At 74.2% G+C, this 23,303-nt stretch carries 26 protein-coding genes, 1 pseudogene and 1 riboswitch; of the genes and pseudogenes, 15 read left to right on the top strand and 12 right to left on the bottom strand.

The features are described 5' to 3' along the window. Nucleotides 1-103, top strand: a pseudogene (locus AC2A1K_RS17575) (IS982 family transposase); the annotation flags it as partial. Between the two features lie 20 nt (nucleotides 104-123). Here AC2A1K_RS17575 and AC2A1K_RS17570 read toward each other — a convergent pair. After that, nucleotides 124-1,578 (bottom strand): hypothetical protein, encoded by a 1,455-nt coding sequence (locus tag AC2A1K_RS17570; RefSeq protein ID WP_483897587.1) that lies wholly within the window; start codon nucleotides 1,576-1,578, stop codon nucleotides 124-126. Between the two features lie 156 nt (nucleotides 1,579-1,734). On the opposite strand from AC2A1K_RS17570, the gene AC2A1K_RS17565 reads away from it, so the two are divergent. The 4 genes from AC2A1K_RS17565 (at nucleotide 1,735) to AC2A1K_RS17550 (ending at nucleotide 4,968) form a co-directional block, all read left to right on the top strand. Continuing rightward, nucleotides 1,735-2,307 (top strand): hypothetical protein, encoded by a 573-nt coding sequence (locus AC2A1K_RS17565; protein ID WP_483897586.1) that lies wholly within the window; start codon nucleotides 1,735-1,737, stop codon nucleotides 2,305-2,307. After that, nucleotides 2,304-3,332, top strand: a complete 1,029-nt coding sequence (locus tag AC2A1K_RS17560) for an HTTM domain-containing protein (RefSeq protein ID WP_483897585.1) — start codon at nucleotides 2,304-2,306, stop codon at nucleotides 3,330-3,332. The genes AC2A1K_RS17565 and AC2A1K_RS17560 overlap by 4 nt, the downstream gene beginning before the upstream one ends. 176 nt (nucleotides 3,333-3,508) lie before the next feature. Continuing rightward, nucleotides 3,509-4,357, top strand: a complete 849-nt coding sequence (locus AC2A1K_RS17555) for a hypothetical protein (RefSeq protein ID WP_483897584.1) — start codon at nucleotides 3,509-3,511, stop codon at nucleotides 4,355-4,357. A 44-nt stretch (nucleotides 4,358-4,401) separates the two neighbouring features. Then, nucleotides 4,402-4,968 (top strand): class F sortase, encoded by a 567-nt coding sequence (locus AC2A1K_RS17550; RefSeq protein ID WP_483897583.1) that lies wholly within the window; start codon nucleotides 4,402-4,404, stop codon nucleotides 4,966-4,968. A gap of 44 nt (nucleotides 4,969-5,012) precedes the next feature. On the opposite strand, the gene metE is transcribed toward AC2A1K_RS17550, so the two are convergent. Continuing rightward, nucleotides 5,013-7,289, bottom strand: a complete 2,277-nt coding sequence (metE, locus tag AC2A1K_RS17545; protein WP_483897596.1) for a 5-methyltetrahydropteroyltriglutamate--homocysteine S-methyltransferase — start codon at nucleotides 7,287-7,289, stop codon at nucleotides 5,013-5,015. A gap of 135 nt (nucleotides 7,290-7,424) precedes the next feature. Next, nucleotides 7,425-7,641: riboswitch (cobalamin riboswitch) on the bottom strand. Nucleotides 7,642-7,876: 235 nt separating this feature from the next. Here metE and AC2A1K_RS17540 point away from each other — a divergent pair. Beyond that, the gene (locus AC2A1K_RS17540; RefSeq protein WP_483897582.1) at nucleotides 7,877-8,041 is read left to right on the top strand and encodes a hypothetical protein; all 165 of its coding nucleotides are present in this window, start codon (nucleotides 7,877-7,879) and stop codon (nucleotides 8,039-8,041) included. 4 nt (nucleotides 8,042-8,045) lie between these two features. Then, the gene (locus AC2A1K_RS17535) at nucleotides 8,046-8,729 is read left to right on the top strand and encodes a response regulator (RefSeq protein ID WP_483897581.1); all 684 of its coding nucleotides are present in this window, start codon (nucleotides 8,046-8,048) and stop codon (nucleotides 8,727-8,729) included. Here the strand turns inward: AC2A1K_RS17535 and AC2A1K_RS17530 are convergent. Continuing rightward, nucleotides 8,692-8,862: a hypothetical protein gene (locus tag AC2A1K_RS17530; protein ID WP_483897580.1), complete on the bottom strand. Its 171-nt coding sequence runs from the start codon at nucleotides 8,860-8,862 to the stop codon at nucleotides 8,692-8,694. The genes AC2A1K_RS17535 and AC2A1K_RS17530 overlap by 38 nt on opposite strands. A gap of 176 nt (nucleotides 8,863-9,038) precedes the next feature. On the opposite strand from AC2A1K_RS17530, the gene AC2A1K_RS17525 reads away from it, so the two are divergent. Together AC2A1K_RS17525 and AC2A1K_RS17520 are read left to right on the top strand one after the other, a co-directional pair. Continuing rightward, the gene (locus AC2A1K_RS17525; RefSeq protein ID WP_483897579.1) at nucleotides 9,039-10,385 is read left to right on the top strand and encodes a hemolysin family protein; all 1,347 of its coding nucleotides are present in this window, start codon (nucleotides 9,039-9,041) and stop codon (nucleotides 10,383-10,385) included. Continuing rightward, on the top strand, nucleotides 10,382-11,419 hold the full coding sequence (locus tag AC2A1K_RS17520) for a hemolysin family protein (RefSeq protein ID WP_483897578.1): 1,038 nt from the start codon (nucleotides 10,382-10,384) through the stop codon (nucleotides 11,417-11,419). The genes AC2A1K_RS17525 and AC2A1K_RS17520 overlap by 4 nt, the downstream gene beginning before the upstream one ends. Here AC2A1K_RS17520 and AC2A1K_RS17515 read toward each other — a convergent pair. Continuing rightward, nucleotides 11,416-11,757 (bottom strand): universal stress protein, encoded by a 342-nt coding sequence (locus tag AC2A1K_RS17515; protein WP_483897577.1) that lies wholly within the window; start codon nucleotides 11,755-11,757, stop codon nucleotides 11,416-11,418. The genes AC2A1K_RS17520 and AC2A1K_RS17515 overlap by 4 nt on opposite strands. 151 nt (nucleotides 11,758-11,908) lie before the next feature. On the opposite strand from AC2A1K_RS17515, the gene AC2A1K_RS17510 reads away from it, so the two are divergent. Both AC2A1K_RS17510 and AC2A1K_RS17505 read left to right on the top strand, forming a co-directional pair. Continuing rightward, the gene (locus AC2A1K_RS17510; protein ID WP_483897576.1) at nucleotides 11,909-13,234 is read left to right on the top strand and encodes an MFS transporter; all 1,326 of its coding nucleotides are present in this window, start codon (nucleotides 11,909-11,911) and stop codon (nucleotides 13,232-13,234) included. 111 nt (nucleotides 13,235-13,345) lie between these two features. After that, entirely contained in the window at nucleotides 13,346-14,053 is a 708-nt protein-coding gene (locus AC2A1K_RS17505; protein ID WP_483897575.1) for a Crp/Fnr family transcriptional regulator, read from the top strand. Here the strand turns inward: AC2A1K_RS17505 and AC2A1K_RS17500 are convergent, their stop codons facing one another. After that, complete coding sequence (locus tag AC2A1K_RS17500) at nucleotides 14,054-14,416, bottom strand: DUF3040 domain-containing protein (protein WP_483897574.1); 363 nt, start codon at nucleotides 14,414-14,416, stop codon at nucleotides 14,054-14,056. A 70-nt stretch (nucleotides 14,417-14,486) separates the two neighbouring features. Then, nucleotides 14,487-15,011, bottom strand: coding sequence for a TetR/AcrR family transcriptional regulator (locus AC2A1K_RS17495; RefSeq protein ID WP_483897573.1), 525 nt, complete (start codon nucleotides 15,009-15,011; stop codon nucleotides 14,487-14,489). Between the two features lie 97 nt (nucleotides 15,012-15,108). Between AC2A1K_RS17495 and AC2A1K_RS17490 the strand changes: the two genes are divergently transcribed. Further along, nucleotides 15,109-16,584, top strand: a complete 1,476-nt coding sequence (locus AC2A1K_RS17490) for an MFS transporter (RefSeq protein ID WP_483897595.1) — start codon at nucleotides 15,109-15,111, stop codon at nucleotides 16,582-16,584. 64 nt (nucleotides 16,585-16,648) lie between these two features. On the opposite strand, the gene AC2A1K_RS17485 is transcribed toward AC2A1K_RS17490, so the two are convergent. Then, nucleotides 16,649-16,972 (bottom strand): putative quinol monooxygenase, encoded by a 324-nt coding sequence (locus AC2A1K_RS17485; protein ID WP_483897572.1) that lies wholly within the window; start codon nucleotides 16,970-16,972, stop codon nucleotides 16,649-16,651. 117 nt (nucleotides 16,973-17,089) lie between these two features. On the opposite strand from AC2A1K_RS17485, the gene AC2A1K_RS17480 reads away from it, so the two are divergent. After that, nucleotides 17,090-17,953, top strand: a complete 864-nt coding sequence (locus AC2A1K_RS17480) for a helix-turn-helix domain-containing protein (protein ID WP_483897571.1) — start codon at nucleotides 17,090-17,092, stop codon at nucleotides 17,951-17,953. A 5-nt stretch (nucleotides 17,954-17,958) separates the two neighbouring features. Further along, on the top strand, nucleotides 17,959-18,387 hold the full coding sequence (locus tag AC2A1K_RS17475; RefSeq protein ID WP_483897594.1) for a VOC family protein: 429 nt from the start codon (nucleotides 17,959-17,961) through the stop codon (nucleotides 18,385-18,387). Between the two features lie 86 nt (nucleotides 18,388-18,473). On the opposite strand, the gene AC2A1K_RS17470 is transcribed toward AC2A1K_RS17475, so the two are convergent. The 4 genes from AC2A1K_RS17470 to AC2A1K_RS17455 form a co-directional block, all read right to left on the bottom strand. Then, nucleotides 18,474-19,271 (bottom strand): YybH family protein, encoded by a 798-nt coding sequence (locus AC2A1K_RS17470; RefSeq protein WP_483897570.1) that lies wholly within the window; start codon nucleotides 19,269-19,271, stop codon nucleotides 18,474-18,476. A 57-nt stretch (nucleotides 19,272-19,328) separates the two neighbouring features. Continuing rightward, nucleotides 19,329-19,937, bottom strand: coding sequence for an isopentenyl-diphosphate Delta-isomerase (gene idi / locus AC2A1K_RS17465; RefSeq protein ID WP_483897569.1), 609 nt, complete (start codon nucleotides 19,935-19,937; stop codon nucleotides 19,329-19,331). Nucleotides 19,938-19,989: 52 nt separating this feature from the next. After that, a complete protein-coding gene (locus tag AC2A1K_RS17460) occupies nucleotides 19,990-20,565 on the bottom strand; it encodes a GNAT family N-acetyltransferase (protein ID WP_483897568.1) in 576 nt (191 codons plus the stop codon). 303 nt (nucleotides 20,566-20,868) lie between these two features. After that, nucleotides 20,869-21,390, bottom strand: coding sequence for a DUF1707 SHOCT-like domain-containing protein (locus AC2A1K_RS17455; RefSeq protein WP_483897567.1), 522 nt, complete (start codon nucleotides 21,388-21,390; stop codon nucleotides 20,869-20,871). A gap of 154 nt (nucleotides 21,391-21,544) precedes the next feature. Between AC2A1K_RS17455 and AC2A1K_RS17450 the strand changes: the two genes are divergently transcribed. Next, nucleotides 21,545-22,279, top strand: coding sequence for a VIT1/CCC1 transporter family protein (locus AC2A1K_RS17450; protein ID WP_483897566.1), 735 nt, complete (start codon nucleotides 21,545-21,547; stop codon nucleotides 22,277-22,279). On the opposite strand, the gene AC2A1K_RS17445 is transcribed toward AC2A1K_RS17450, so the two are convergent. Further along, nucleotides 22,240-23,247, bottom strand: a complete 1,008-nt coding sequence (locus AC2A1K_RS17445) for a helix-turn-helix transcriptional regulator (RefSeq protein WP_483897565.1) — start codon at nucleotides 23,245-23,247, stop codon at nucleotides 22,240-22,242. The two genes, AC2A1K_RS17450 and AC2A1K_RS17445, sit on opposite strands and share 40 nt — an antisense overlap. Between the last annotated feature and the right edge of the window lie 56 nt (nucleotides 23,248-23,303).

Here is a 23,303-nt window from a genome sequence, read left to right as displayed (position 1 = left end):
CGCACGCGTCGCCCAACGCCTCCTGGCCATGACCGCCGCCATCTGGCACAACCGAGCCACCGGCCAGCCCCTGACCCGATCACTGATCGCCTACGACCACTGATCGGGTTCGGACTTACTCGTCTAGGGGGTGGTCGTCGGGCCCGGCGCGACGTCGACCGTCACCGGCACGGTGACAATCTGCCAGTCCCGCTGGACCTGCACCCAGAGCTGGTAGCGCCCGGCGCGCGGGAACGTGTGCTCGACGGTGATCCGCGGGCCGTACGTGCCGGCCGGTCCGGCGGGGCTCATGTCGTGGACGTGGCCGAACGCCGACGCCGGATCCATCGGATCCGGGGCCCCGGCCAGGCCCGGGCCGAGCACCATGAGGTGGCCGGCCATGCCCAGCCAGCCCTGCAGGTCGGTCACCGGCCGGCCGCCCTCGCCGAAGGTCGCCGAGATCGGGGTCGGACGGCCCGCCACCGCCTCGGGCACCGTCACGTCGACCTGCATGCCGTCCACCTCGCGCGCACCCGGGCCCGGCGCGGGAGCCACGGCCGCGGGTGTGCCGGCGACGTCGAGCGCCGTGCGCGCCACCTGGTGCCCACCGCCGCCCGCCCGCTCCATCTCGGCGAACAGGCCGTAGCCGCCGGCGGTCGCGGGCGTCAGGCGCACGACGTAGTGCCCGGGGGCGGTGCGGACCGGGTGCACGTGATCCAGCGAGCCGTCGGGACCGATCACCGCGAGGTGGATCAGGGCGTCGTCGTGGACGGCGAGGTCGTCGACTCTCGAGCCGGTCGAGGAGTCGGTGAGGTCGAGCGCGAGGTCGACGGGAACGCCGGCGGTCGCGGGGGCGGCGGTGCTCGCGGTGACGACGACGCTGCCGCTGATCACGGGCATCGGGGCCGCCCGCGTGCTCGGCGCCGCGCCGCCGTGGCCGGCGTGCCCGCCGGCGGGCGCGGTGACCGGTGCCGGGGTGGCGTCGGGGGCCGGAGCCGCCGCCGGGGTCGTGGCGGGGGCCGTTGCCACCGCCGTCGCCGCGACCGTCACCCCGACCAGCGCGACCGCGCCGAGACCAAGCGCCCAGCGGGGCCGGGAACGTGCGCTCGGGGTGAGGGCACCGATGAGCCCGACGACGCCGAGCAGCGCGCCGATCCGGACAGCCCACACCCAGCCCGGCGTGGGCTCCGGGGCGGCGATCGTGAGCGGGACGCGTGCGACGGTGGCGCCATCGGTGACGGCGACCTCCCAGGCGCCCGGAGCGTCCACCGTCAGGGCGACCTCGTGCGGCTGCCCGACCGGTGCCGCGGGAACCGCGACAGGATCGACCGGGGCGGCGCCGGGGCGCACGGCGGCGAGCGCGACCTCACCGGCCGGGGCGTCGCCGCGCGGGAGCACGACGACCGGCATCCGGCCCTCGCCCCCGGGCGGCGCGGTGATCGTCAGCTGGAGCTCGCGCGTCGGCAGGTCGAGCTCGAGGCGCGTGACGCCGGTCGGCGTCGGCTCGTGCGCGAACGCGGCCGGGGCCACGAGCGCCGCGAGGACGCCGACCAGGGCGAGCAGGACGGCCGTCCGACGGGGTGCCTGCCGCGCGATCACGGGGACACCGTAGAGCCGCGACACCTCATCGGTCAGTGAGGTGAAGCGCGCATGATCCTGGTCCGACGGCCACGGCCGAATCCCCTCTGCTCCGTAACGCCCAGCGCGTTCCGCCGATGTGGGAGAGCGGGCACGCCGATGGAGACGGGGGATGCGGTGACGACGACCGAGAAGGCCGCGACCTCGGAGGCCGCGACCGAGGAACCGGACGACGCACGCGTCATGAGCCGGGGGCAACGCCTCGGGATCTCGGTGCTCATCGTGCTGTTCCTGCTGTGCCTGCTCGCCGCGACGGCTCCGAGGTCGGAGATCAAGAACGGGCTCGTCGGCCTGACGCGGCCGTTCCTGTACGCGACCGGGCTCGAACAGGGCTGGGGTGTGTTCGCCCCCAGCCCGCCGCGCACGACCAACCACGTCGTCGCCCGTGTCGAGCGCACGGACAACACCGTCGGGGTCTACCCGCTCGACGGCGGCGACGGGATCACCGAGTACTGGGACTACCGCTGGCGCAAGTACGGCGAGCAGCTGTGGAAGAAGAAGACGGCCGAGCGCGAGCGCGTGGCCTTCGCCGGATGGATCGCCGACGAGGACCGCGCCGACGGGCACGACCCCGTGCGCGTGACCCTGACCCGCACCGCGTACGTCAACCCGCCCCCGGGGGGAGCGTCCACCGACGCGGGCGGCTGGCGTGAGATCCCGTTCTTCACGACTCCGGTGAGCGGGCGATGACCGCCCCGTGGACCCGTCTCCGCGAGGGTTGGGACCGGTTCTGGTTCGCCCCGCAGTCGACGGCGCCCGTCGAGGTCCTGCGCATCGCCTTCGGTCTCGTGGCGACGGTCTGGATGCTCTCGCTCGTCCCGGTCCTCGACCCGTTCTTCGGTGCCGGCGGGGTCATCCCGCCGCGGGAGCTGCCCTTCGGCGGGTGGACGCTCCTGACCCTCGTCCAGGGCACGCCGATGATCTGGGCGTTGTGGCTCGCGGGCCTTCTCGGCGCGCTCGCGCTCACCGTCGGTTTCCAGACCCGCGTCGCGGCGCTGATCGTCTTCGTCGTCATGATGTCGGTGACACGCACGGCGCCCCTGGCCTTCAACGCCGGGGACGCGCTCATGCGGCTCGTCGCCCTGTACCTGCTCCTCATGCCGGCCGGGTCGGCCGCGTCGGTGGACCGATGGCGCGCGGATCCCGGGAGCGTGTGGACCTTCCCCCGGCGCGCGCCGTGGGCCCTGCGTCTCGCGCAGATCCAGGTCAGCGTCATCTACCTCTCGACCGTCTGGGAGAAGGCCGCGGGCGGGCTCTGGCGCGACGGCACGGCGGTGTCCTACGCCGTGCGCATCGGCGAGATCAGCCGCCTGCCGGTGCCGCAGTTCGTCACGGACTCGCCGGTGCTCGCCGAGCTGGCGACCTACGGCACGCTCGCCGGCGAGCTCGCCGTCGGCATCCTCGTGTGGAACCGCGCCGCCCGGCCGTGGGTGCTGGCGATCGGCGTACTGCTGCACCTGTCGATCGAGCTCACGCTGGCGGTCGGCTTCTTCAGCGTCACCATCGTGACGCTCTATCTCGCCTTCCTCCCGCCCGAGCGCGCCGAGCGGGTGCTCCTGTGGGTCCGCGACCAGCTGCGCCGGCTGCGACCCGAGAGCCCGCCGACGACCGCCGAGCAACCCCTCCCGGAGGCACGAGCGCCCCGGGACGCCGAGCCCGACCCGGTCGTGGCGCCCGCTGTCGTACGGGCCGACGACGTCCCTGCCCCGCAGTGAGCGGAGCGCCGCGGCGCCGGGGGATGAACCCGACATCCCACGACAGAGCTAACGCTCAGGTCACGACGCGACATCTGCGTAACACCGAATGGGTGATACGCGACACGTCAGCGTCGACGGGGCGACGGTCAGTGAACGAGACCAGGCCGGCGAGGGCCGGGGACGGAGAGAAGGGCATGACGAGTCAGGACAAGGGGCGCCGTTTCCTGGTGCTCGGAGCCGGGGTGCTGCTCATCGGCTCGCTGGGCGTCGGATCGGCGTCCGCGACCGACTACTCGAGCACCACCTGCGTCGAGGTGTCGACCTACCACCCCCCGCGTGGTGACGGCAGCACCGACAGCACGACGGACGGTACGGACGGCACAGACACCGACGGCACAGACACCGACGGCACTGACACCGACGGCACTGACACCGACGGCACTGACACGGATAACCCGCTGGACCCGGTCACCGACCCCCTCACCGACACCCCGGTGGACCCGGTCACCGACCCGGTCACGGATCCCATCACCGACCCGGCGACCGACGCGGGCGACCCGATCACCGACCCGATCACCGACCCGATCACCGACCCGATCACCGACCCGATCACCGGCGCAGACACGGGGGACACCGCCACCAATCCGGTCCCGATCCAGGACGACGGGAGCGGCAGCGGTTCGGCGACGCCTCTCGCGACGTCCGGCGGGTCCTCGCTCCTCCCGAGCGGCGGGTCCTCGCTCGTCCCGAGCGGCGGGTCCTCCTCGCCCACCCAGGGCCTGCGCGCCGCGCCGTCCGCGGACGGCGACACGGACTCCGACCTCGACGAGGGCCCGAACACGCTGACGACCACCGACCAGGGCGAGGGCTACGACTCGAGCTACACCGGTGGTAGCAGCTACCACGGCAGCAGCTACAGCCGGACGACCTGCTACGTCAACTACTCGGTCGGCCACTACTGGTACCGCTACCGCCCGGTCGGCGAGGTCTACGCGACGCAGGTGAAGCGCGTCCCGTCCGGCGGCGTGGACACGGGCAACTGACCATGCCGCTCACCGACACGGACACAAAGACGTCCGGGCCGTCGATGACCAACATCTCGATCTTCCTGATCGTGGTGCTGGTCCTCCTCGCGCTGATCGTCGGGGCGAACTCGGGCTCGTCCGGCCCGACCTCGCCCGCCCCGCTGGCGTCGTCGGCCCCGACGAAGGTCACGGTGCCGTCGATCTCGGCGGAGTCGAGCCTGGTCCCGAGCGGGCTCCAGGAGGACGGCAGTCTCGAGGTCCCGCCGGTCTCGCAGCCCCTGCAGGCGTCGTGGTTCGACCAGAGCCCGACGCCCGGCGAGGTGGGACCGAGCGTGATCCTCGGTCACGTCGACGGCGGCGGGCAGCCCGGGATCTTCGCCGACCTGAAGGACGTCGTCGCCGGCGCGCAGGTGTTCGTGGACCGCGCCGACGGTCAGCGCGCCGTGTTCGAGGTCTCGCGGGTCGAGACCATCCCGAAGGACTCGTTCCCGACGGACGCGGTCTACAACGACACGGCGAACCCGCAGCTGCGGCTCATCACCTGCGGCGGGGACTACGACCGGGGCACCCGCTCGTACCGCTCCAACGTGATCGTCTACGCCGACTTCGTCGAGGTGCAGAAGATCTGAGGGGCGCCGCGGGACCCCGGTCACCCGGGTCCCGCGGCTCGTCGTCAGCGGGCCGCCCGGGCCGCCTCGACCATCGCGCGCAGGGTCGGCTCGACCTCCTCGTAGCCGCGGGTCTTCAGCCCGCAGTCGGGGTTGACCCAGAGCCGGTCGTCGGGAACCACCCGCTGCGCCTCGGCGATGAGCGACGCGATCTCCTCGCGCTCGGGCACGCGCGGCGAGTGGATGTCGTAGACGCCCGGCCCGACGCCGCGGGAGTAGCCGACCGATTCGAGGTCGGCGAGCACCTCCATCCGCGAGCGCGCCGCCTCGATCGTCGTGACGTCGGCGTCGAGGCCGTCGATCGCGTCGATGACGTCTCCGAACTCCGAGTAGCACAGGTGCGTGTGCACCTGCGTCGACTCCGCCGCCCCGCCCGTGGCCAGGCGGAACGAACCCACCGCCCACTCGAGGTAGTCCTTCCAGTCCGCGCGGCGCGGCGGGAGCAGCTCGCGCAGCGCGGCCTCGTCGACCTGGATGATGCCGATCCCGGCGGCCTCGAGATCGGCGATCTCGTCGCGCAGGGCCAGCGCCACCTGGTCGGCGGTCTGGCCGAGCGGCTGGTCGTCACGGACGAACGACCAGGCGAGGATCGTGACCGGACCCGTGAGCATGCCTTTGACCGGCTTGGCGGTCAGCGACTGCGCGTACTTCGCCCACCCGACCGTGATCGGCTCCGGACGCGAGACGTCGCCGTGCAGGATCGGCGGGCGCACGCAGCGCGACCCGTACGACTGCACCCAGCCCAGCTCGGTGGTCGCGAAGCCGGGCAGGTTGTCGGCGAAGTACTGCACCATGTCGTTGCGCTCGGGCTCGCCGTGCACGAGCACGTCCAGCCCGATCGCCTCCTGCAGCCGGATGACGCGCTCGATCTCCGAGCGCATCAGGCGGGTGTACTCGGCGTCGTCGATGCGCTCGTTCGCCCAGTCCGCACGCGCCTTGCGTACGTCCGGGGTCTGGGGGAAGGAACCGATCGTCGTCGTGGCCAGCGCCGGCAGCCCGAGACGCTCCTGCTGCGCGGTCGCGCGCACCGGGTAGTCCGCGCGGGTCCGGTCCCCGGGCTCGACGGACGCGACGCGCTGCCGGACGGCCTCGTCGACGGAGCTCGCCGCCACGGACGCGGCGTCGCTGACCGCCTGGCGCACGCTCTCCTCGGAGGCGTCGGAGCGCAGGGCCCGCCCGAGCAGGACGACCTCGTCGAGCTTCTGGCGGGCGAACGCCAGGCGGGCGACGACGCCGGGGTCGAGCTTCGACTCGACGCTCACGTCGTAGGGCACGTGCAGGAGCGAGCAGGAGCTCGAGACCGCGATGTCGCCCGCCGAGCCCAGCAGCGTCGCGGCGCGGGACAGGGCGCGGGAGACGTCGGTGCGCCAGATGTTGCGGCCGTCGACCAGTCCGGCGACCACCGTCTTCTCCCGCAGCGCGGCGAGGGCGGGCACGCGGTCCGCGAGGTCCGGCGCGGTGACCAGGTCGAGGCCGAGGCCGTCGACACGGCTCTCCGCGAGTGTGTCGAGCGCGGGGCCGGGGTCGCCGTAGGAGAACGTGACGAGGATGCGCGGGCGGTCGGCCGTGCCGGCGAGGCGGTCGTAGGCGCGGCGCAGCGCGGCGAGCTCCTCGTCGGAGCGGTCGGCGACGAACGCCGACTCCTCGAGCTGGACCCACGCGGCGCCGGCGTCGGCGAGCCTGCCCAGCAGCTGGGTGTACACCTCGACGACCTCGTCGAGGCGCGACAGCGGCGAGAAGCCCTCCGGTGCGCCGTCGGCGGCCTTGGCCAGCAACAGGTAGGTCACCGGGCCGACGAGCGCCGGGCGCGGCCCGGCGACGCCCGCGGCGACGGCCTCGCGCAGCCGTTCCACCGGCGTCTCGTCGGCGAGGCGGATCGGGGTGTCGGGGCCGATCTCGGGGACGAGGTAGTGGTAGTTGGTGTCGAACCACTTGGTCATCTCGAGCGGCGCGGCGGCCTCGGTGCCGCGCGCCATGGCGAAGTACTCGTCCAGCGCGGTGCCCTCGCGGCGCCCGTGCGGACGGAAGCGCGGCGGGACGGCGTCGAGGATCGCGGTGACGTCGAGGACGTGGTCGTAGTACGAGAACGTGCCGGTCGGCTGGGAGTCGAGGCCGGCGTCGGCGAGCTCGCGGTAGGTCTGCGCCCGCAGGTCGGCGGCGACCTGCTCGAGGTCACCGACGCTGCTCGAGCCCTTCCAGTAGGCCTCCAGGGCCTTCTTCAGCTCACGGCGCGGACCGATCCGCGGATAGCCCAGGACGGTGGCCCCGATGGGGCCGGACAGGCCAGCAGACACTGCTCTCCTCCTCGTCGAGCGGTCTGGCTCGCGGGGGTCGCGCAGGTGGGTCGCGCGCCGTGCCGGGGGGCACCGGGTGCGACGGGTCCGCCCACGGGACTCCGCAGCCGCGCGCGCCGGCTCTCGACGCGCGCACCGATGGCAGGTCTTCGGACTCGCGGGCGTGGCGCGCGTGCGCCTCCTACTGGCCGTCGCTTCCCAGGTCGGGTGACCCAGTGCTCTCCTGACGGCGGTCGTTCCCACTCACCGCTGCGGGGCAGTCCCGGATTCGCACCGGGTTCCCTGTTGCCACCCGAGCCGTCTCGCAGACGCCCCGGGAACCATCAGCGCCACCGACCGTAGCGGCATGACCACGTGACGCCTGTGTCCGCGACCACAGGACGAGCGGGATTCGCCGCCTGACCAGGGCTGCCAATTCGGAAAACCTTCTGCGCCCGGTCGGCGAAGTCGGCGAAGTGGGCGAAGGTGCCCGTCAGACGGGCGCGCCACCGCGGGGCGCACGCTCGGGTTCCTGGCCGAGGCCCGGGTGAACGGGCCGGACCTCGACGCCGCGCTCGTCGGTGCAGGATGAGGAGATGACCGGAGGACGGGGTGAGCGCCGCATCCACCTCGGGGCGCCGGGCGTCGGCAGGACCCACGCCGCGCCGAACGTCGCCGGGCCCGGCGTGCCCGGCACGAACCGCGACCGCCTGTTCGCGACGTTCCAGCAGCTCGGCGACCGCCGGTCCGGCCGGCGGTGATCGTGTGAGCCGTGTGCTCGTCGTCGACGACGACCCCCACCTGCGGCGCACGCTGCGGATCAACCTGACCGCGCACGGGCACCACGTCGTGCTCGCCGCCGACGGGGCCGCGGCCCTGCGCGCGGCGGCCGAGCACCCGCCGCCCGACGTCGTGATCCTCGACCTCGGGCTGCCCGACCGGCCCGGGATCGAGGTCCTGGAGGGCCTGCGGGGCTGGTGCTCGATCCCGGTGATCGTGCTGTCCGCGCGTACCGACTCCGCCGACAAGATCGCCGCCCTCGACGCCGGCGCGGACGACTACGTCACCAAGCCGTTCGGGGTCCCCGAGCTGCTCGCCCGGCTGCGCGCGGCGGTCCGCCGAGCCGCGGTCGTCACGCCGGACGGCACGCCGGTGGTGGCGACCGCGAGCTTCACCGTCGACCTCGTGGCGAAGAAGGTCGTGCGCGGTGGCGAGGAGGTGCACCTGTCCCCCACCGAGTGGGGCGTGCTGGAGCACCTGGCGCGCCACCCCGGCATGCTCGTCACCCAGCAGCAGCTGCTGCGCGAGGTGTGGGGCCCGGCCTACGGCACCGAGGGCCACTACCTGCGCGTCTACCTCGCCCACCTGCGACGCAAGCTCGAGCCCGACCCCGCGAAGCCGCGGCACCTCGTCACGGAGGCGGGGCGGGGGTACCGCTTCGAGCTGTGAGGAAGAGCGCCGCCAGCAGGAGCAGGACCGCGACCCCGACGAGGAGCGCGGTCAGGCTGACGATCCCGAGCAGCAGGCCGACGACCACGACGGGGGCACCGGCGACGGTGAGGCGGAGGGCCGGGGAGCGCACCACCCGATCGTGGCTCGCCGAACCCGCCACGGGTCGACCACCCTGGGCCCGGCGCGAGGGAACTTGCGCGCGGACCCGTCCGTTGACGAGGATGACCGGTTCGACCACCCCGATGAGGAGCCCATGAGACGCCGTCGCCGGCGCCGACGTCGACCGACCGTCGCGGGCGGACGCCCGTGACCGAGATCCTCCTGCTCCTCGCGGCGGCGCTGCTCGTGCTCGCCTGCGGCGTGTTCGTCGCGGCCGAGTTCGCGTTCGTCGGCGTCGACCGGGCGACGGTCGAGCGCGAGGCCGAGCACGACCGCCGCTCGCGGGGCGTCCTCTCCGCCCTGCGCTCGCTGTCCACCCAGCTCTCCGCCGCCCAGCTCGGCATCACCGTCACCAACCTCGCGATCGGCTTCCTCGCCGAGCCCGCGATCGCGCGCCTGATCACCCCGCCGCTCACGGACCTCGGACTGTCCCGGGGCGCCGCGTCGGCGGTGTCGCTGACGGTGGCCCTGGTGCTCTCGACCGCGCTGACGATGATCTTCGGCGAGCTCGTCCCCAAGAACCTCGCGATCTCCCAGCCGCTGCGTACCTCACGCGCCGTGCAGGGCCTCATGCGCGGGTTCACCACGGTGACCCGCCCGCTGGTGGCGCTGCTCAACAACACCTCCAACGTGCTCGTGCGCGCCGTCGGCGTGGAGCCCACCGAGGAGCTCGCCTCGGCGCGCTCGGCGGAGGAGCTGTTCTCGCTGGTCCGACGCTCGGCCGACCAGGGCACGCTGGCGGGCGACACCGCGACGCTCGTCCAGCGCACGCTCGCCTTCACCGAGCGCCACGCCGCCGACGTCATGACCCCGCGCGGCGCGATGGAGACCCTGGCGCCCACCGATACCGTGACGACGCTGCTCGAGCGGGCCGCCGCCACCGGGCACTCGCGCTTCCCCGTGCTCGGCGACGACCCGTCCGACACCGCCGAACCCGGCGTGGTCCAGGTCCGCGACGCCCTCGGGGTCGCCGACGACCGCGCGAGCACCCCGGTGAGCACCCTCGCCCGTCCGGTGGAGGTCGTCCCCGAGACCGTCGACCTCGACCGCCTGCTGACGCTGCTGCGCGCCCGCGACGCGCAGCTCGCGCTCGTCGTCGACGAGTACGGCGACCTCGCGGGCCTGGTCACGCTCGAGGACCTCGTGGAGGAGATCGTCGGAGAGGTCCGCGACGAGCACGACCCGGGCACGCCGCCCGGGGAGCGTCTCGGCGAGGGCTCCTGGCGCTGCGACGGCCGGTTGCGCCCCGACGAGGCCTCGGCGCTGCTCGGTTGGACGCTGCCCGAGTCGCCCGAGTACGACACCCTCGCCGGCCTGCTCGCCGAACACCTCGGCAGTGTGCCCGCCGAGGGCGACACCGTCACCGTCACCGCGAGCCGCGCCGGCGACGACCTGGGCGAGGTCGAGGAGCGCCCGGTGCGCCTCACGGTCGAGGCCACCGAGCGCTGGCGCGTCACCGCGGTCCGGCTGGACCTCGAAGCGGTGACCACATGAGCGTCGGAGCCGGGATCGCCACCGCCGTCGTGCTGTTGGCGGTCAACGCGTTCTTCGTGGGCGCCGAGTTCGCCCTGATCTCCGCTCGCCGTGCCTCGCTGGAGCCGCGGGCGGCGACGTCCCGGGCCGCGCGGATCACCGTGCGCGCGATGGAGAACGTCTCGCTGATGATGGCCGGCGCGCAGCTGGGCATCACGATCTGCTCGCTGGGCCTCGGTGCGCTGGGGGAGCCCGCGGTGGCCGCGGCCATCGAGCCCGCGTTCGCCGCGCTCGGCCTGCCCGAGGCGGCGGTGCACCCGGTGGCGTTCGCGATCGCGCTGTTCATCGTGGTGTTCCTGCACGTCACGGTCGGCGAGATGGTGCCGAAGAACATCGCGCTCGCCGTGCCCGACCGCGCGGCGCTCGTGCTGACCCCGCCGCTCGTGGTGATCGTGACCGTGCTGCGCCCGTTCCTGTGGGTGCTCAACGGCCTTGCGAACATCACGCTGCGGGCGATGCGCGTCGAGCCCCGCGACGAGATGGCCAGCGCGTTCAGCCGCGACGAGGTCGCCGACCTCGTCGAGCAGTCGCGCGCCCACGGCCTGCTCGACCGGGACGAGGCGGAGCTGGTGCACGGCGCGCTGGGGTTCTCGGAGACCACGCTCGCGACGGTGGCCGTCGACGACGTCGTCACCGCGCGGCCGGACGCCACGGTCGCCGAGCTCGCGGCTCTCGCCCATGCGCGCGGGTTCTCGCGGCTGCCGCTGCGCGACGAGCAGGGCTGGCACGGCTACGTGCACGTCAAGGACCTGCTGGGGCCGCCGGCGCCGCCGCGCGACCGCCCGGTGCCCGAGCGCCTCGTCCGTCCGCTGGTCACCCTGACCGCCGACACGTCGCTGGCCGACGCGCTCACCGAGATGCGGCGCACCGGGGCGCACCTCCTGCTGGTGGGCGAGGGTCCCGACGGGGTGGTCGAGCCGGACCGCGTCGTGGCGATGGACGACGTGCTCGCCGCGCTGGTCGGCGAGATCCACCACGCGGGAGCGCGCCGCTAGACGTCCACCGCCTTCACGGCGAGCACGGGCACGTCCGCCTCCAGCAGCAGGCGCTGCGCGACGTCGCCGAGCAGGGCCTTGCCCACCGGGGTGCGGCGGCGGACGCCGACGACGAGCAGATCGACGTCGGCGTCGGCCTCCAGGCGCTCCAGCACGGCGTCGCCGTCCTCGACGCCGAGGACGCGGTCGACGACGGTCGCGCCGGCGGGTACCTCGAGTGGTCCCGCCCGCAGGTTGAGCGCGACGACGCCCGTCGCCCGGCGCTCCCCCTCCGCCAGGGCGACCTCCAGCGCCGCGGCGCCCTGGGGGTCGTCGGTGACCGCCACCAGGATCGTCATCGCGGTGTCATACCCCCTCCGCCGGGTGGTGACGCAGTGGAACATCTACAACCAGCACACGGACGAACGAGCGTCTGTAGTGTGTGATACAGACCGCAACCCGTCCTGAACCGGACACTCCGTGTGCCCGTACGAATGTTCAGGAGGTTCTGTGAGTAGCGACGCGTCGACGACGAGTTCGCCACCGCCGATGCGCCGCATCGCGATCGCGAGCATGACCGGCACGGTCATCGAGTTCTACGACTTCTTCATCTACGGCACCGCTGCCGCGCTCGTGTTCAACAGGGTCTTCTTCCCCTCGCTGGGGGCCGCGGCGGGCACCGCGCTCGCCCTCGCGACCTTCGGCGTCGCGTTCGTCGCGCGGCCGTTCGGGTCAGTGCTGTTCGGCCACTTCGGCGACCGCCTCGGTCGCAAGCGGACGCTGGTGACGACGCTGCTGCTCATGGGCCTGTCGACGCTGGCGATCGGCCTGCTGCCCACCACCGGCGCGATCGGGATCCTCGCCCCGATCCTGCTGGTCCTGCTGCGCATCCTGCAGGGCCTCGCGGTCGGCGGGGAGTGGGCGGGTGCCACACTCCTGACCGCCGAGAACTCGCCGGCCAAGGCGCGCGGCAGGTACGCGCTCTACCCGCAGCTCGGCCCGTCGCTGGCGTTCGCGCTGGCCAGCGCGACGTTCCTCGTCACCGCTCTGACCATGAGCAACGAGGCGTTCATGGCCTGGGGCTGGCGGGTGCCGTTCATCGCGAGCGTCGTGCTCGTCGCCGTCGGGCTCTACGTGCGCCTGGCGATCACCGAGACGGCGTCCTTCTCGTCGCACCGCAAGGCCAACCCCGTCGACACGTCGATGCCGGTGGTCGCCGTGCTGCGCAGCCAGACCAAGGAGGTCCTGCTCGGCGCCGGTTCGACGATGGCCGTGTTCGCGTTCTTCTACATCGGCGTCACGTACCTGACGACGTACGGCACCCAGCAGCTCGAGCTGCCGCGCACCACCGTGCTCGCGATGGGCATCATCGGCGGCCTCGTGTTCGCCGCGACCACGATCGCCGGCGCGATCCTCTCCGACCGGGTCGGCCGCCGGCGAATGATCATCATCGGCAACTCGCTGGCCGTCGTCGGCGGTCTGATCGCCTTCCCGATCCTCGACATCGGGACCGGCTGGTCGTTCGGCCTCGGGCTCTCGGTCGTGCTCGGGGTCGTCGGCTTCGCCTACGGGCCGCAGGGCGCGCAGCTGCCCGAGCTGTTCCCGACCCGCTACCGCTACACCGGCGCCGGCATGGCCTACAACCTCGCGGGCGTTCTCGGCGGCGGCGTCGTCCCGCTCATCGCGACCGCCCTCGTGGCGACGTTCGCCACGAGCTTCGCGATCGGCCTGCTGCTCGCCGGCCTGTCGGTGGTCAGCCTGCTCTGCACCCTGGCGCTGCGCGACACGGGCGCCGACTCCATCGCCGACTCCGCCCCGGAGGCCGCCCTGGCCTGACCCGTTCGCGCTCCCGACGGGCCGGCGCCCGCTCCGATCCCTTTCGACGGGCGCCGGTCCGGCTTACCCTGCCCGGACCGCCTCACCGCGGCGGTCCGAGAGGGGGCGCTCGTGGCCCGGCCCGTCCGTCCCACGCCCACGGTGTCGCCCTTCCTGCTGGCCGAGGCCGGGACGGTGAGCCGGCGCCTGGAGGCCCTCGGCGTCGCGCGGAGACTGGGGGCCGGCGAGCACCTCTACCGCCAGGGCGACACCGCGACGACGTTCCACGTCCTCGTCCGCGGGCGGGTCCGGGTCCACATGCTGCGCCCGGACGGCACGGTCCGGGTGATCTCGTGGGCGGAGCCGGGCGCAAGCCTCGGCGAGGGCCCGTGCTTCGACGGCGCCGGGCACCCGGTGACCGCGACCGCAGTGGTGTCGTGCGAGGTCCTGTCGATCGGGCGCGACGCCGTGATCGAGGCGGCGCGCGAGGACCCCGAACTGCTCGTCGAGGTCGTGCGGCGCGTCGCCCACAAGCAGCGGGTGCTCCACCTGCACGTCTACCTCGACGGCCTGCCCGCCCGCGAGCGGGTGGCGCTGCTGCTCGGCCACCTGGTGGAGGCCTACGGCGAGGGTGCGCTGGGCGCTCCGACGACCGAGGCCCGGCTGAGCGTGCGCCCGCCGGTCGACGAGCTCGCGCTCATGGTCGGCCTGACGCGGGTGACGACGAGCCGCGAGCTCTCCCGCCTCGTCGCCGAGGGCGTGCTGCAGAAGGACGGGCGCGACATCGTCGTCCGCGACCTGCCGACTCTGCGGCGCCGAGTGGACGCGGTGGCCGTCTGATCAGGGCATCAGGGGGCGCGTGCGCCGCAGGATCGCGCGCACGGCCAGCGGGGCCCCGGCGGGCAGCAGGACGCAGCCCAGCGCGCCCACGACGAGCAGCGACGTGACCCCGGCGTGGAGCCCGATCGCGAGCGGGACCACGCCGAACAGCACCGTGGACACGAGACCGACGACGATCATGAGATCGCCGACGCCGAGCCCCACCGGCGACGGGGCGCCGACGCGGCGCACGAAGCGCGGGTCCTGGTGCGTCAGGTGCGCGACGATGCCGTCGAAACGCTCGTCGTAGGGGTCGGGCAGGCGGTCGGCGGGGTTCCCGGCGGTCTCCTCGAGCGGCCGGCCGGGCTCCTCGTGCGGCTCCACCCCTCCACGGTGCCGTCGAAACACCCCGCCCACACCGTGTCGTCGGCCACGTGTCGTCGGCCACGACCGCTCAGGACTCCGCTCGCCGGATGACCTCCTCGACCGCGGCGGCGAGGCCGGGGCTGGCGTCGCCCACGATGGCCCGCAGGTACATGCCGTCGCCGACCGTCGCGACGAGATCGGCGGTGAACGGGTCGCCGAGCTCCTCGGTCAGCGCCGCCCGCCAGCCCGCGAGACACCGGCGGGTCACCTCGGCGGCGCGCGGCTCGGTGGTCGCGAGCTTGATCAGGGCGACCGTGGCGCGGAACACCGCGGTGCCCGCCGCCGGGTCGTCGACCGAGGTGCGCAGGTAGTAGCGCGCCACGCCCTCCGGCGCGGCCCGCGCCGCGGCGAGGTCGGCGTCGTTGAGCTCCCGCGCCCGGTCGAGGAGCCCGTCGAGCAGGGCCTCCCGCGACCCGAAGTGGTAGAGCAGCCCGCCCTTGGACACGCCGGCGGCCGCGGCGACGGCGTCGAGGGTGACGGTGTCGGGGCCGGAGGTCACGACGAGGTCGGTGTACGCGTCGAGGATGCGGTCGCGCTGTGACGGGCGAGGCACGATGTTGACGCTATACCGTCCAGCCGGTGTAGTTTCGTGTCGTCCGAAACTGCACCGTCCGGACGGTGCAGTCACCCTGTGAGTCGTGGAGGCGACGATGCCCCGCCGGTCGAGCCCGCCGGTCGAGAACCCCTGGATCGCCCTGGCCGTCCTGACGCTGCCGGTGCTGCTGATCAGCGTCGACATGACGGTGCTCGGGGCGGCGCTGCCCGCCCTCACCGAGGACCTCGACCCCGGCGCGGCCGAGCAGCTCTGGATCGTCGACGCCTACTCGTTCGTGCTCGCCGGCCTGCTGGTCACCATGGGCACGCTCGGCGACCGGATCGGGCGCCGCCGCCTGCTGCTGTGGGGCGCCGCGGCGTTCGGCGTGGCGTCGGTCGCCGCGGCGTTCGCGCCGAGCGCGGGCGCCCTCGTCGCGGCCCGCGCCCTGCTCGGCCTCGGCGGCGCGACGCTCATGCCCTCGACGTTCTCGCTGATCAAGACCGCGTTCCCCGAGCCGCGGCGCCGCGCGACCGCGGTGGCCGTCTGGTCCGCCGCGTTCTCCGGGGGCGCGGCCGCGGGGCCCGTCGTCGGCGGCTTCCTGCTCGAGCACTTCTGGTGGGGCTCGGTCTTCCTGATCAACGTCCCGGTGATCGTGCTGCTGCTCGCGCTCGGTCCGCGCGTGCTGCCCGAGAGCCGCGACCCGCACCCCGGCCCGTTCGACCTGCCGTCGGCGGCGCTCTCGCTCGCCGCGATGTTCCCGCTGGTGGCCGCGGTGAAGACGCTCGCCACCGAGGGCGCGACGGCCGGTGCCGGCGTCGCGGCGGTCGTCGGGCTCGCGGCCGGGGTGGTCTTCGTGCGCCGCCAGCGGCGCCTCGCGCACCCCCTGATCGACCTCGAGCTGTTCGCGCGGCGCCCGTTCTCGGTGTCGGTGGTGACCAACCTGCTCGGCGTGTTCGCGCTGGTCGGGCTCCTGGTGCTGCTGCCGCAGTATCTGCAGCTGGTGCTGGGTCTCGGTCCGCTGACCGCGGCGCTGTGGATGTTGCCCGGCTCGATCGCCGGGGTGACGGGCGCGCTGGTGGCCACGCGCCTGGTGCGCCGGTTCGCCGCGCCGGCGCTCGTGGGCGTCGGGCTCGGGTCCGCCGGGGTGGGGCTCGCCCTCGTCGGCCTGTTCGGCGGGCTGGGCGCCGTGGTCGCGGGCTTCGTGCTCCTCGGCGGCGGCGTCGCGCTCGCCGAGGCGCTGACCAACGACCTCATCCTCGCCGCTGCGCCCGCGGACCGCGCCGGAGCCGCCTCGGCGATCTCCGAGACCGGCTACGAGCTCGGCGGCGCGCTGGGCACCGCGGTGCTGGGCAGCATCGCCGCCGCCGTCTTCACCGCCCGCACGGGGCAGGAGACCCTCGGCGGCGCGCTCGCCCACACCGCCGACGCCACGGCCGTCGCCACCGCCCGCGACGCCTTCACCGCGGGCATGCAGGTCGCCTCGGCGCTCGGCGCGGTGGTCCTCGCCATCACGGCCCTCGGCGCCTGGCGCATGCTCCGTTCGGCCGTGCGCGTCGAGGAGCCCGCGATGTCAGCGGCGGCACGTCGCTGACATCCAGTGTCCGTGACGCCACGCGCTCGACGAGGGGCGCGTGGCGTCACGGACTCCGTCCGGGCTAGCGCGGCGCGACCTCGCCCATCTCGCCCCAGCCGTCCTGCGGGACGTTCTGGACGTTGATGATCTTCGGCTTCTGGGAGACCCAGTCCGGCGCCTGCTCGACGAACTTCTGGAAGTGGTCCGACTGGACGTGCGCCTCGCCGGCGTCGTCCTGGAACGCCTCGACGAGGACGTAGGTGTTGTCCTCCTCGAGGTGCCGCGACCACTCGAAGAAGATGTTCCCGGGCTCCTTGCGCACCGCGTCGGTGAACTCCTTGACGAGCGACGGGAACTGCTCGGCGTACTCCGGCTTCACCGTCCACTTGACGTTGATGAGGATCACGGCAGGTCTCTCCATCCACTGGGATCACGTTGGGGATCACGTCCGAGCTGGCGCCGCGGATCCTCCCGCGAGCCCGAACAGGTCGCCACGTCGCGGGGGCGGCGCCAGACTGGAGCGATGGGTGAGTCGGTCGACGGGCGGTCCGCGCGTCCGACGCGCCCGCTCGCCGGCCGCGTCGCCTACCACGGCTACGACCTGCGCGGCGGCGCGCCGGGCACCCACCGCGGGCTGCCGTCGCCGTACCTGACGTTCATCGTCACCTACGGCGAACCGCTGACGATGCTGGCGCCCGACGGCTCGCTCGTGCGGCGCGACGTCGCGATCGGCGGCCTGCACACCACGCCCGAGACGATCGTCCACGACGGCCGGCAGTCGGGGCTGCACATCGTGCTCGACCCGCTCGCGGCGCGCGCCCTGCTCGGCAGGCCGGCCTCGGAGCTCGCCGGCGTCACCGTCGACGGCGACGCGGTCCTCGGCGCGGTCGCGAAGGAGCTGCACGAGCGGGTCGAGGAGGCCGACGGGTGGGCCGGCCGGTTCGCCGCCGTCGACGACGTCCTGCGCCGAGCCCTCGACGGGGCCGCGGGAGCCGCGGGAGCCGCGTCACGCCCGGTCGCCCCCGAGGTGCGGGAGGCGTGGCGACGGGTCGTGCGCTCCGGCGGGACGGTGCCGGTCAGCGTGCTGGCCGACGAGGTCGGGTGGAGCGAGCGTCACCTCGGCCAGCGCTTCCGCGCCGAGATCGGGGTGGCGCCGAAGGTCGCCGGGCGCATGGCGCGGTTCGACCGGGCCCGGCGCCGGCTGGCGGCGCGCGCGTCCGCGGGCGAGCCGCTCGGGCTCGCCGACATCGCCGCCGACGGCGGCTACGCCGACCAGGCGCACCTCACGCGGGAGTTCGGCGCCCTCGCGGGGTGCTCGCCCACCCGCTGGATCGCCGAGGAGATCGGGAACATCCAAGACCCGGTGCTGCCCGAGGAGACACCGTGAGCGCCATGGAGAGCACCGACGGCAAGACCCCGCCGCCCACCGTCTGGCCCACCCTCGCCGCCACCGACGCCCGCGGGCTCATGGCCTGGCTGACCGGGACCCTCGGCTTCGTCGAGGTCGTCGCCTACGCGGACGACGACGGCGTCGTGCAGCACGCCGAGCTCGCGTGGCCGACCGGCGGCGGGCTCATGATGGGCCAGAAGCGCCCGGGCACCGACGACCGCGCCACGTCGTCCGGGACCTTCGCGGCCTACGTCGTCGTGCCCGACGCCGCGGAGATCGACGCCATCGCCGCCCGGGTCCGCGATGCCGCCGCCGGCGAGGTCCTCCGCGGGCCCTACGACACCGACTACGGCTCCCACGACGTCGCCGTGCGCGACCCCGAGGGCAACTCCTGGCAGTTCGGGACCTACCCGGGGGCGCCGGCACCCTGACCGGCGGGCGCGCCACCCGCGTCCGGCGCGCCTCGTCCCCGCCCGTCGCGGGTCCCAGGTGGACGTCCTCACGGCGCCACGCGTCGTCAGCCCTCCGCCGGGAACGACAGGTGCTGGTGCACCATGCGCCAGCCGTCGGGGGTCCGGCGGAAGACGCGGGTGCCGCGCGACCGGACCGTCTCCCCGCCGGCGGGGGTGAGGTGGTCGATCCCCCACGTGACGGCGAGGTCGCCGCCGACGCTCACGCGCAGGTCCGGGATCTCCCAGCCCACGGGGCCGGGCGAGGCCTCGAGCCCCTCGCGGCACACCTCGCGCACCTCGTCGATCCCGACGTAGGCCATCTGGCCGGTCATCTCGTAGGAGACGGCGTCGTCGGCGATCGTGGCGACGAGCCCCTCGAGGTCGCCCACGGCGGTGTCCTCCACCCAGCCGCGGTGCACCTCGCGGACCGCCTGCTCGTCCTGCTCGGCGATCGGGCTCTCGTCGGCGAACGAGTGGTGCTCGTGCGCCACGACCCAGCGCCCGTCCTCCTTGCGCAGGCCGAGAGTCAGGCGCAGGCGCCGCTCGGGGTGCGCGGCGCGCTCCTCGGGCCGGTCGCACACCATCAGGGCGTGCGCGAAGGCGACGTCGGCGCCCGCGGTGACGTCGAGCTCGAGGATGTCGAAGCAGGCGCCGGCGGCCTGGAACGCGAAGAACGGCGGCCAGGTCTGCTCGTAGGACTCGATCCCGCGCACGCCGTCGTGGGGCGGCGGGACGTCGAACATGACGATGTCGCGGGAGTGATCGGCGAGCACCGCCTCGAGGTCGCCCGTGTGCACCGCGCGCGCCCACCGCTCGATCACCTCGCGGATCTCGCCCTGGTCCTTCGAGTCAGTGCTGGCCATGGTCCCTCCTCGGATGGTCCTGCTCTCACCCGGTGGAACTCCCGCGCGGCCGCGCAGTCATCGGTCGCGAGCGAACGATTCCAGGATGGCCGCCGGTGGGAGGGCGCGCGGGTCGCCGGCGGCCCAGCCCACGGGGTCGTCGCCGAGCGGGGCGAGGGCGCGGACCTGGTCGGCGCACCAGGGCGAGATGCCCGGCCACGTCCCGGCGAGGACGTCGTCGCGGAAGGGCGCCCAGGCGACGGTGCAGACCTCGTCGACCTCGCCCGGGTCCGGGTCGCGGGGCACGGCCGCGGTGCGGGCGACGAACACCGGGCACATCTCGTTCTCGATCACTCCGCCCTGCTCGGCGCGGTAGCGGAACGCGGGCAGCACCAGGCGCAGGCCGTCGAGCTCGATCCCGAGCTCCTGGCGGGCGCGGCGGCGCAGCGCGGCGTCCATCGGCTCGCCCGGGCCCGGGTGGCCGCAGAAGCTGTTGGTCCAGACCCCCGGGAACGTGGCCTTGCCACGGGCCCGGCGTGTGATCACCAGGTCGCCGCGCCCGTCGAAAACGTAGCAGGAGAAGGCGAGGTGCAGCGGCGTGGCGTCGTGGTGCACGTCGGCCTTCGCCGCGGTGCCCGCGGCGACCCCCGCCTCGTCGAGCAGTACGACCCTTTCGGTGACCCCCACGGGACCCCAGCTTCCCCGGACCGGACGCCGGCGGCATCTCGAACCGACGAGGTCACCCCGCGGCGCGGTCCCGGACGTGCAGCAGCGCGGTCTTGTGCGGCAGGTCGACGGCGCCGACCGGTGAGAAGCCCGCCTTGGCGAGCGCACGGTGCATCGGGGCGTTGCCGTGCTCGGGCTCGAGCACGACGCGCTCGCACCGCGGGTCGGCGTCGAACAGCCCCTCGGCGAGCAGGGTCAGCAGCGTGGTGCCGAGCCCGTTGCCGGTGCGCGCCTCCTCCCCGATCGCCACGTGCAGCCCGAGGTCGTGGCGACCGGCGTCGTAGTGGTCGCTCAACGGGTCGCGGACGGCCCGGTAGATCTCGACGTAGGCGACGTCGACGCCCTCGCGCGCCACGAGGCACGGACGGCTGTGCGCGCCGGCGAGCTGCCCGGCGATCTCGGCGTCCCAGCGCTCGCGGTTCCAGGCCTGGTTCCATCGCCGCGCGACGTGCGGGCGGCACATCCAGGCCTGGACGGTGGCGACGTCGTCGGGCCCGGCGACCCGCAGCGACCACGGGGGCGCGAGCACCGGGAGCGGCGGCGGTCCGACCTCGACCGGTGGGACGGGAGCGTCGTCGTGGTCCGGCATCGCCTCCGAGTGAAGCAAGCCTCACCTCATCCCGGCAAATCGGACGCCGCTCACACCCGCACCCGAGGAGGCGGGGGTCGGGAGATCCGGAGCCCGGGCACGTCACCGCAGCTCCCGGGCAGTCGCCCGGCGCGGGCGACCGAAAGGTGGTAAGCAAGAGAGATCGGCGGGCCCGGGCTCATCCCTCGAGCCCGGGCCCGCCTCTCGCCGCTGCCGCTGGGCGCCACCACAACACCCGCGCAGCGATGAGGCAAGCCTAACCTCATCAACGATGATCGCGCCAGCCCCCCGACCGATCGATTCTCACCAGCGTCCGGGCGGGCCCCAGTGATCGCCCGGACCACGCCCGTGCCCCCGTCGCGCGCGGCCGGCGTGCCCGAGGATCACGAACAGCAGGGGCAGGACGAGCAGCCCGGCGGGCGACCCGGTCGTCGCCGCCCCGACCACCATCACCGGCAGCATCATCAGCAGGATCACGATCGCGAGGCCGGCCACCGGTGCGTGCGCCGGCGGGCGCCCGCGGCGCTCCACGGGTACCGCCGGGCGTACCTCGCGACCCTCCCGACGAGGAGCCGGCGCCTCGGGCAACGTCGGGTGCGGCGCCGGAAGGTCGGTGAAGAGCACCTCGAGGTCCGCGCGGTGCACCGCGACGGCGGCACGGGCCGACCGGTCGCCGAACTCGTCGACGTCGAGACGCCCGGCGGCGAGGTGCTCACCCAGCGCGTCGAGGGCAGCGGTGCGGTCGGCGTCGCCGACCCGGAGCCCGGCACGTCCCCGCTTCTCGGGCAGGTGACCGTCCCCGGTGTGCGGATCGTCGGTGTCCACGGCGCCTCCTCACGCCGGTCGGGACGACCCCGGTGCGCCCGGCCGGCACCTCCATCGTGCGCCTCGCGACGAGGGAGCGGTGTGAATCGTCGGCAACGACTGAGGACAGCCTCATCTTTCTGGAACCATTCCAGTCTCCGTGGGACCCTGGGGTATGGCCGGAGACATCTCGGGGGAGATCAGCAACGCCGTCCACCCCGAGCCGCACGGCGGCGAGCTGTCCCAGCGCCTCAACTGGCTGCGCGCGGGCGTGCTCGGCGCCAACGACGGCATCGTCTCGACCGCCGGCATCGTCGTCGGCGTGGCCGGCGCGACGATCGAGCGCGGTCCGATCGCCACGGCCGGGATCGCGGGGCTGGTCGCCGGCGCGGTGTCGATGGCCCTCGGCGAGTACGTGTCGGTGTCCAGCCAGCGCGACTCGGAGCGGGCCCAACTCGCCAAGGAGAAGCGCGAGCTCCGCGAGGCGCCCCGCGAGGAGCTCGAGGAGCTGACCGAGCTCTACGAGGAGAAGGGCCTGAGCCGCGAGACCGCCCGCCAGGTGGCCGTCGAGCTCACCGCCCACGACGCACTGGCCGCGCACGTCGACGTGGAGCTGAACCTCGACCCCGAGGAGCTCACCAGCCCCTGGCGCGCGGCGGCGGCCTCCGCCGTCTCGTTCGTCACCGGGGCGCTGCTCCCGCTGATCGCGATCCTGGTCACGCCGACCTCCTGGCGGGTCCCGGTCACCGTGGCGGTGGTGCTCGCGGCGCTCGGGTTCGCCGGGTGGATCAGCGCCCGCCTCGGCGGCGCCACGGCGCGCCGGGCCGTGCTGCGCGTGGTCGTCGGCGGCGCGTCGGGACTGGCCGTGACCTACGGGATCGGCTGGCTGATCGGTGGCGCGGTGGGCTGAGCAGGCCCGCCCACCGCCTGCGTGAACCGGGTCGCGACACGACGGAACTCCTCGGCCAGTGCGTCCGGCGACTCGACCGTGAAGTCGGCATCCAGGCCGGTCAGGATCAGTGCCGCCGACCGCGCGTCGTCGCTCGACAGCGTCACCCGGCACGCGTCCGGGCCCAGCTCCTCGACCCGGACCTGGTCGGTCCAGATCGTCGCGCGGACCTGCGCGGCCGGGGCCTGCACACGCACGACGCAGCGGAACGGCCGGATGTCGGCGACGCGGTCGGCGACGAACGCCGCCGGGTCCCCGCCGGGGATCTCCCGCGGGGTGAAACGGGGCCCGGTGGGCAGGCCGTCGGGCGCGAGGCGCGGGGTCATCCGGTCGACGCGCAGGGTGCGCCAGTCCTCGCGGTCGCGGTCCCACGCCACGAGGTACCAGCGCCGCCCCCACGCCACGAGGTGGATCGGCTCGAGGCGCCGGCGGGTCGGCGTGCCGTCGCGGTCGGTGTAGTCGATCTCGAGGACCCGCCGGTCGCGGCAGGCGCCGCCCACCGCGGCGAGCACCGCGGGGTCGACCGACGGCGCGACCCGGGGCGCCACGATCGCCACGGGCATCGCCGCGATCCGGTGACGCAGGCGCGCGGGCAGGATGCGCTCGAGCTTGACCAGGGCCGCCAGCGCCGTCTCCCCCGTGCCCGCCACCCCGGATCCGGCCGCCGTCCGCAGGGTCACCGCGACCGCCACGGCCTCGTCGTCGTCGAGCAGCAGCGGCGGGAGAGCGGCCCCGGCACCGAGCCGGTAGCCGCCGCCGGGACCGAGGTCGACCTCGACCGGGTAGTCGAGCCCGCGCAGCTTGTCGACGTCCCGGCGCACGGTGCGGGTGGTGACGCCCAACCGCTCGGCGAGCTCCGGGCCCGTCCACTCCGGGCGGGACTGCAGGAGCGACAACAGCCGCAGCAGGCGGGCGGAGGTCTCGAGCACGCGCTCAGTCTGCCCCGAGAGGCGGACGGGTTCGGTCCGCACCGAGTCGACGGTCG

It is taken from the genome of Actinomycetospora sp. 2LY8.5, from assembly GCF_057180585.1.
The sequence above is the reverse complement of the archived record's forward strand: the minus strand, read 5'-3'. Positions and strand labels throughout refer to the sequence as shown.

Coding starts and splice junctions, on each gene's coding strand:
- AC2A1K_RS17460 (WP_483897568.1), bottom strand. CDS start 20,565: ATGCCGGACCACGACGACGCTCCCGTCCCACCGGTCGAGGTCGGACCG.
- AC2A1K_RS17555 (WP_483897584.1), top strand. CDS start 3,509: ATGACGAGTCAGGACAAGGGGCGCCGTTTCCTGGTGCTCGGAGCCGGG.
- AC2A1K_RS17550 (WP_483897583.1), top strand. CDS start 4,402: ATGACCAACATCTCGATCTTCCTGATCGTGGTGCTGGTCCTCCTCGCG.
- AC2A1K_RS17475 (WP_483897594.1), top strand. CDS start 17,959: ATGGAGAGCACCGACGGCAAGACCCCGCCGCCCACCGTCTGGCCCACC.
- AC2A1K_RS17490 (WP_483897595.1), top strand. CDS start 15,109: ATGCCCCGCCGGTCGAGCCCGCCGGTCGAGAACCCCTGGATCGCCCTG.
- AC2A1K_RS17560 (WP_483897585.1), top strand. CDS start 2,304: ATGACCGCCCCGTGGACCCGTCTCCGCGAGGGTTGGGACCGGTTCTGG.
- AC2A1K_RS17480 (WP_483897571.1), top strand. CDS start 17,090: ATGGGTGAGTCGGTCGACGGGCGGTCCGCGCGTCCGACGCGCCCGCTC.
- AC2A1K_RS17515 (WP_483897577.1), bottom strand. CDS start 11,757: ATGACGATCCTGGTGGCGGTCACCGACGACCCCCAGGGCGCCGCGGCG.
- AC2A1K_RS17450 (WP_483897566.1), top strand. CDS start 21,545: ATGGCCGGAGACATCTCGGGGGAGATCAGCAACGCCGTCCACCCCGAG.
- AC2A1K_RS17520 (WP_483897578.1), top strand. CDS start 10,382: ATGAGCGTCGGAGCCGGGATCGCCACCGCCGTCGTGCTGTTGGCGGTC.
- AC2A1K_RS17540 (WP_483897582.1), top strand. CDS start 7,877: ATGACCGGAGGACGGGGTGAGCGCCGCATCCACCTCGGGGCGCCGGGC.
- AC2A1K_RS17470 (WP_483897570.1), bottom strand. CDS start 19,271: ATGGCCAGCACTGACTCGAAGGACCAGGGCGAGATCCGCGAGGTGATC.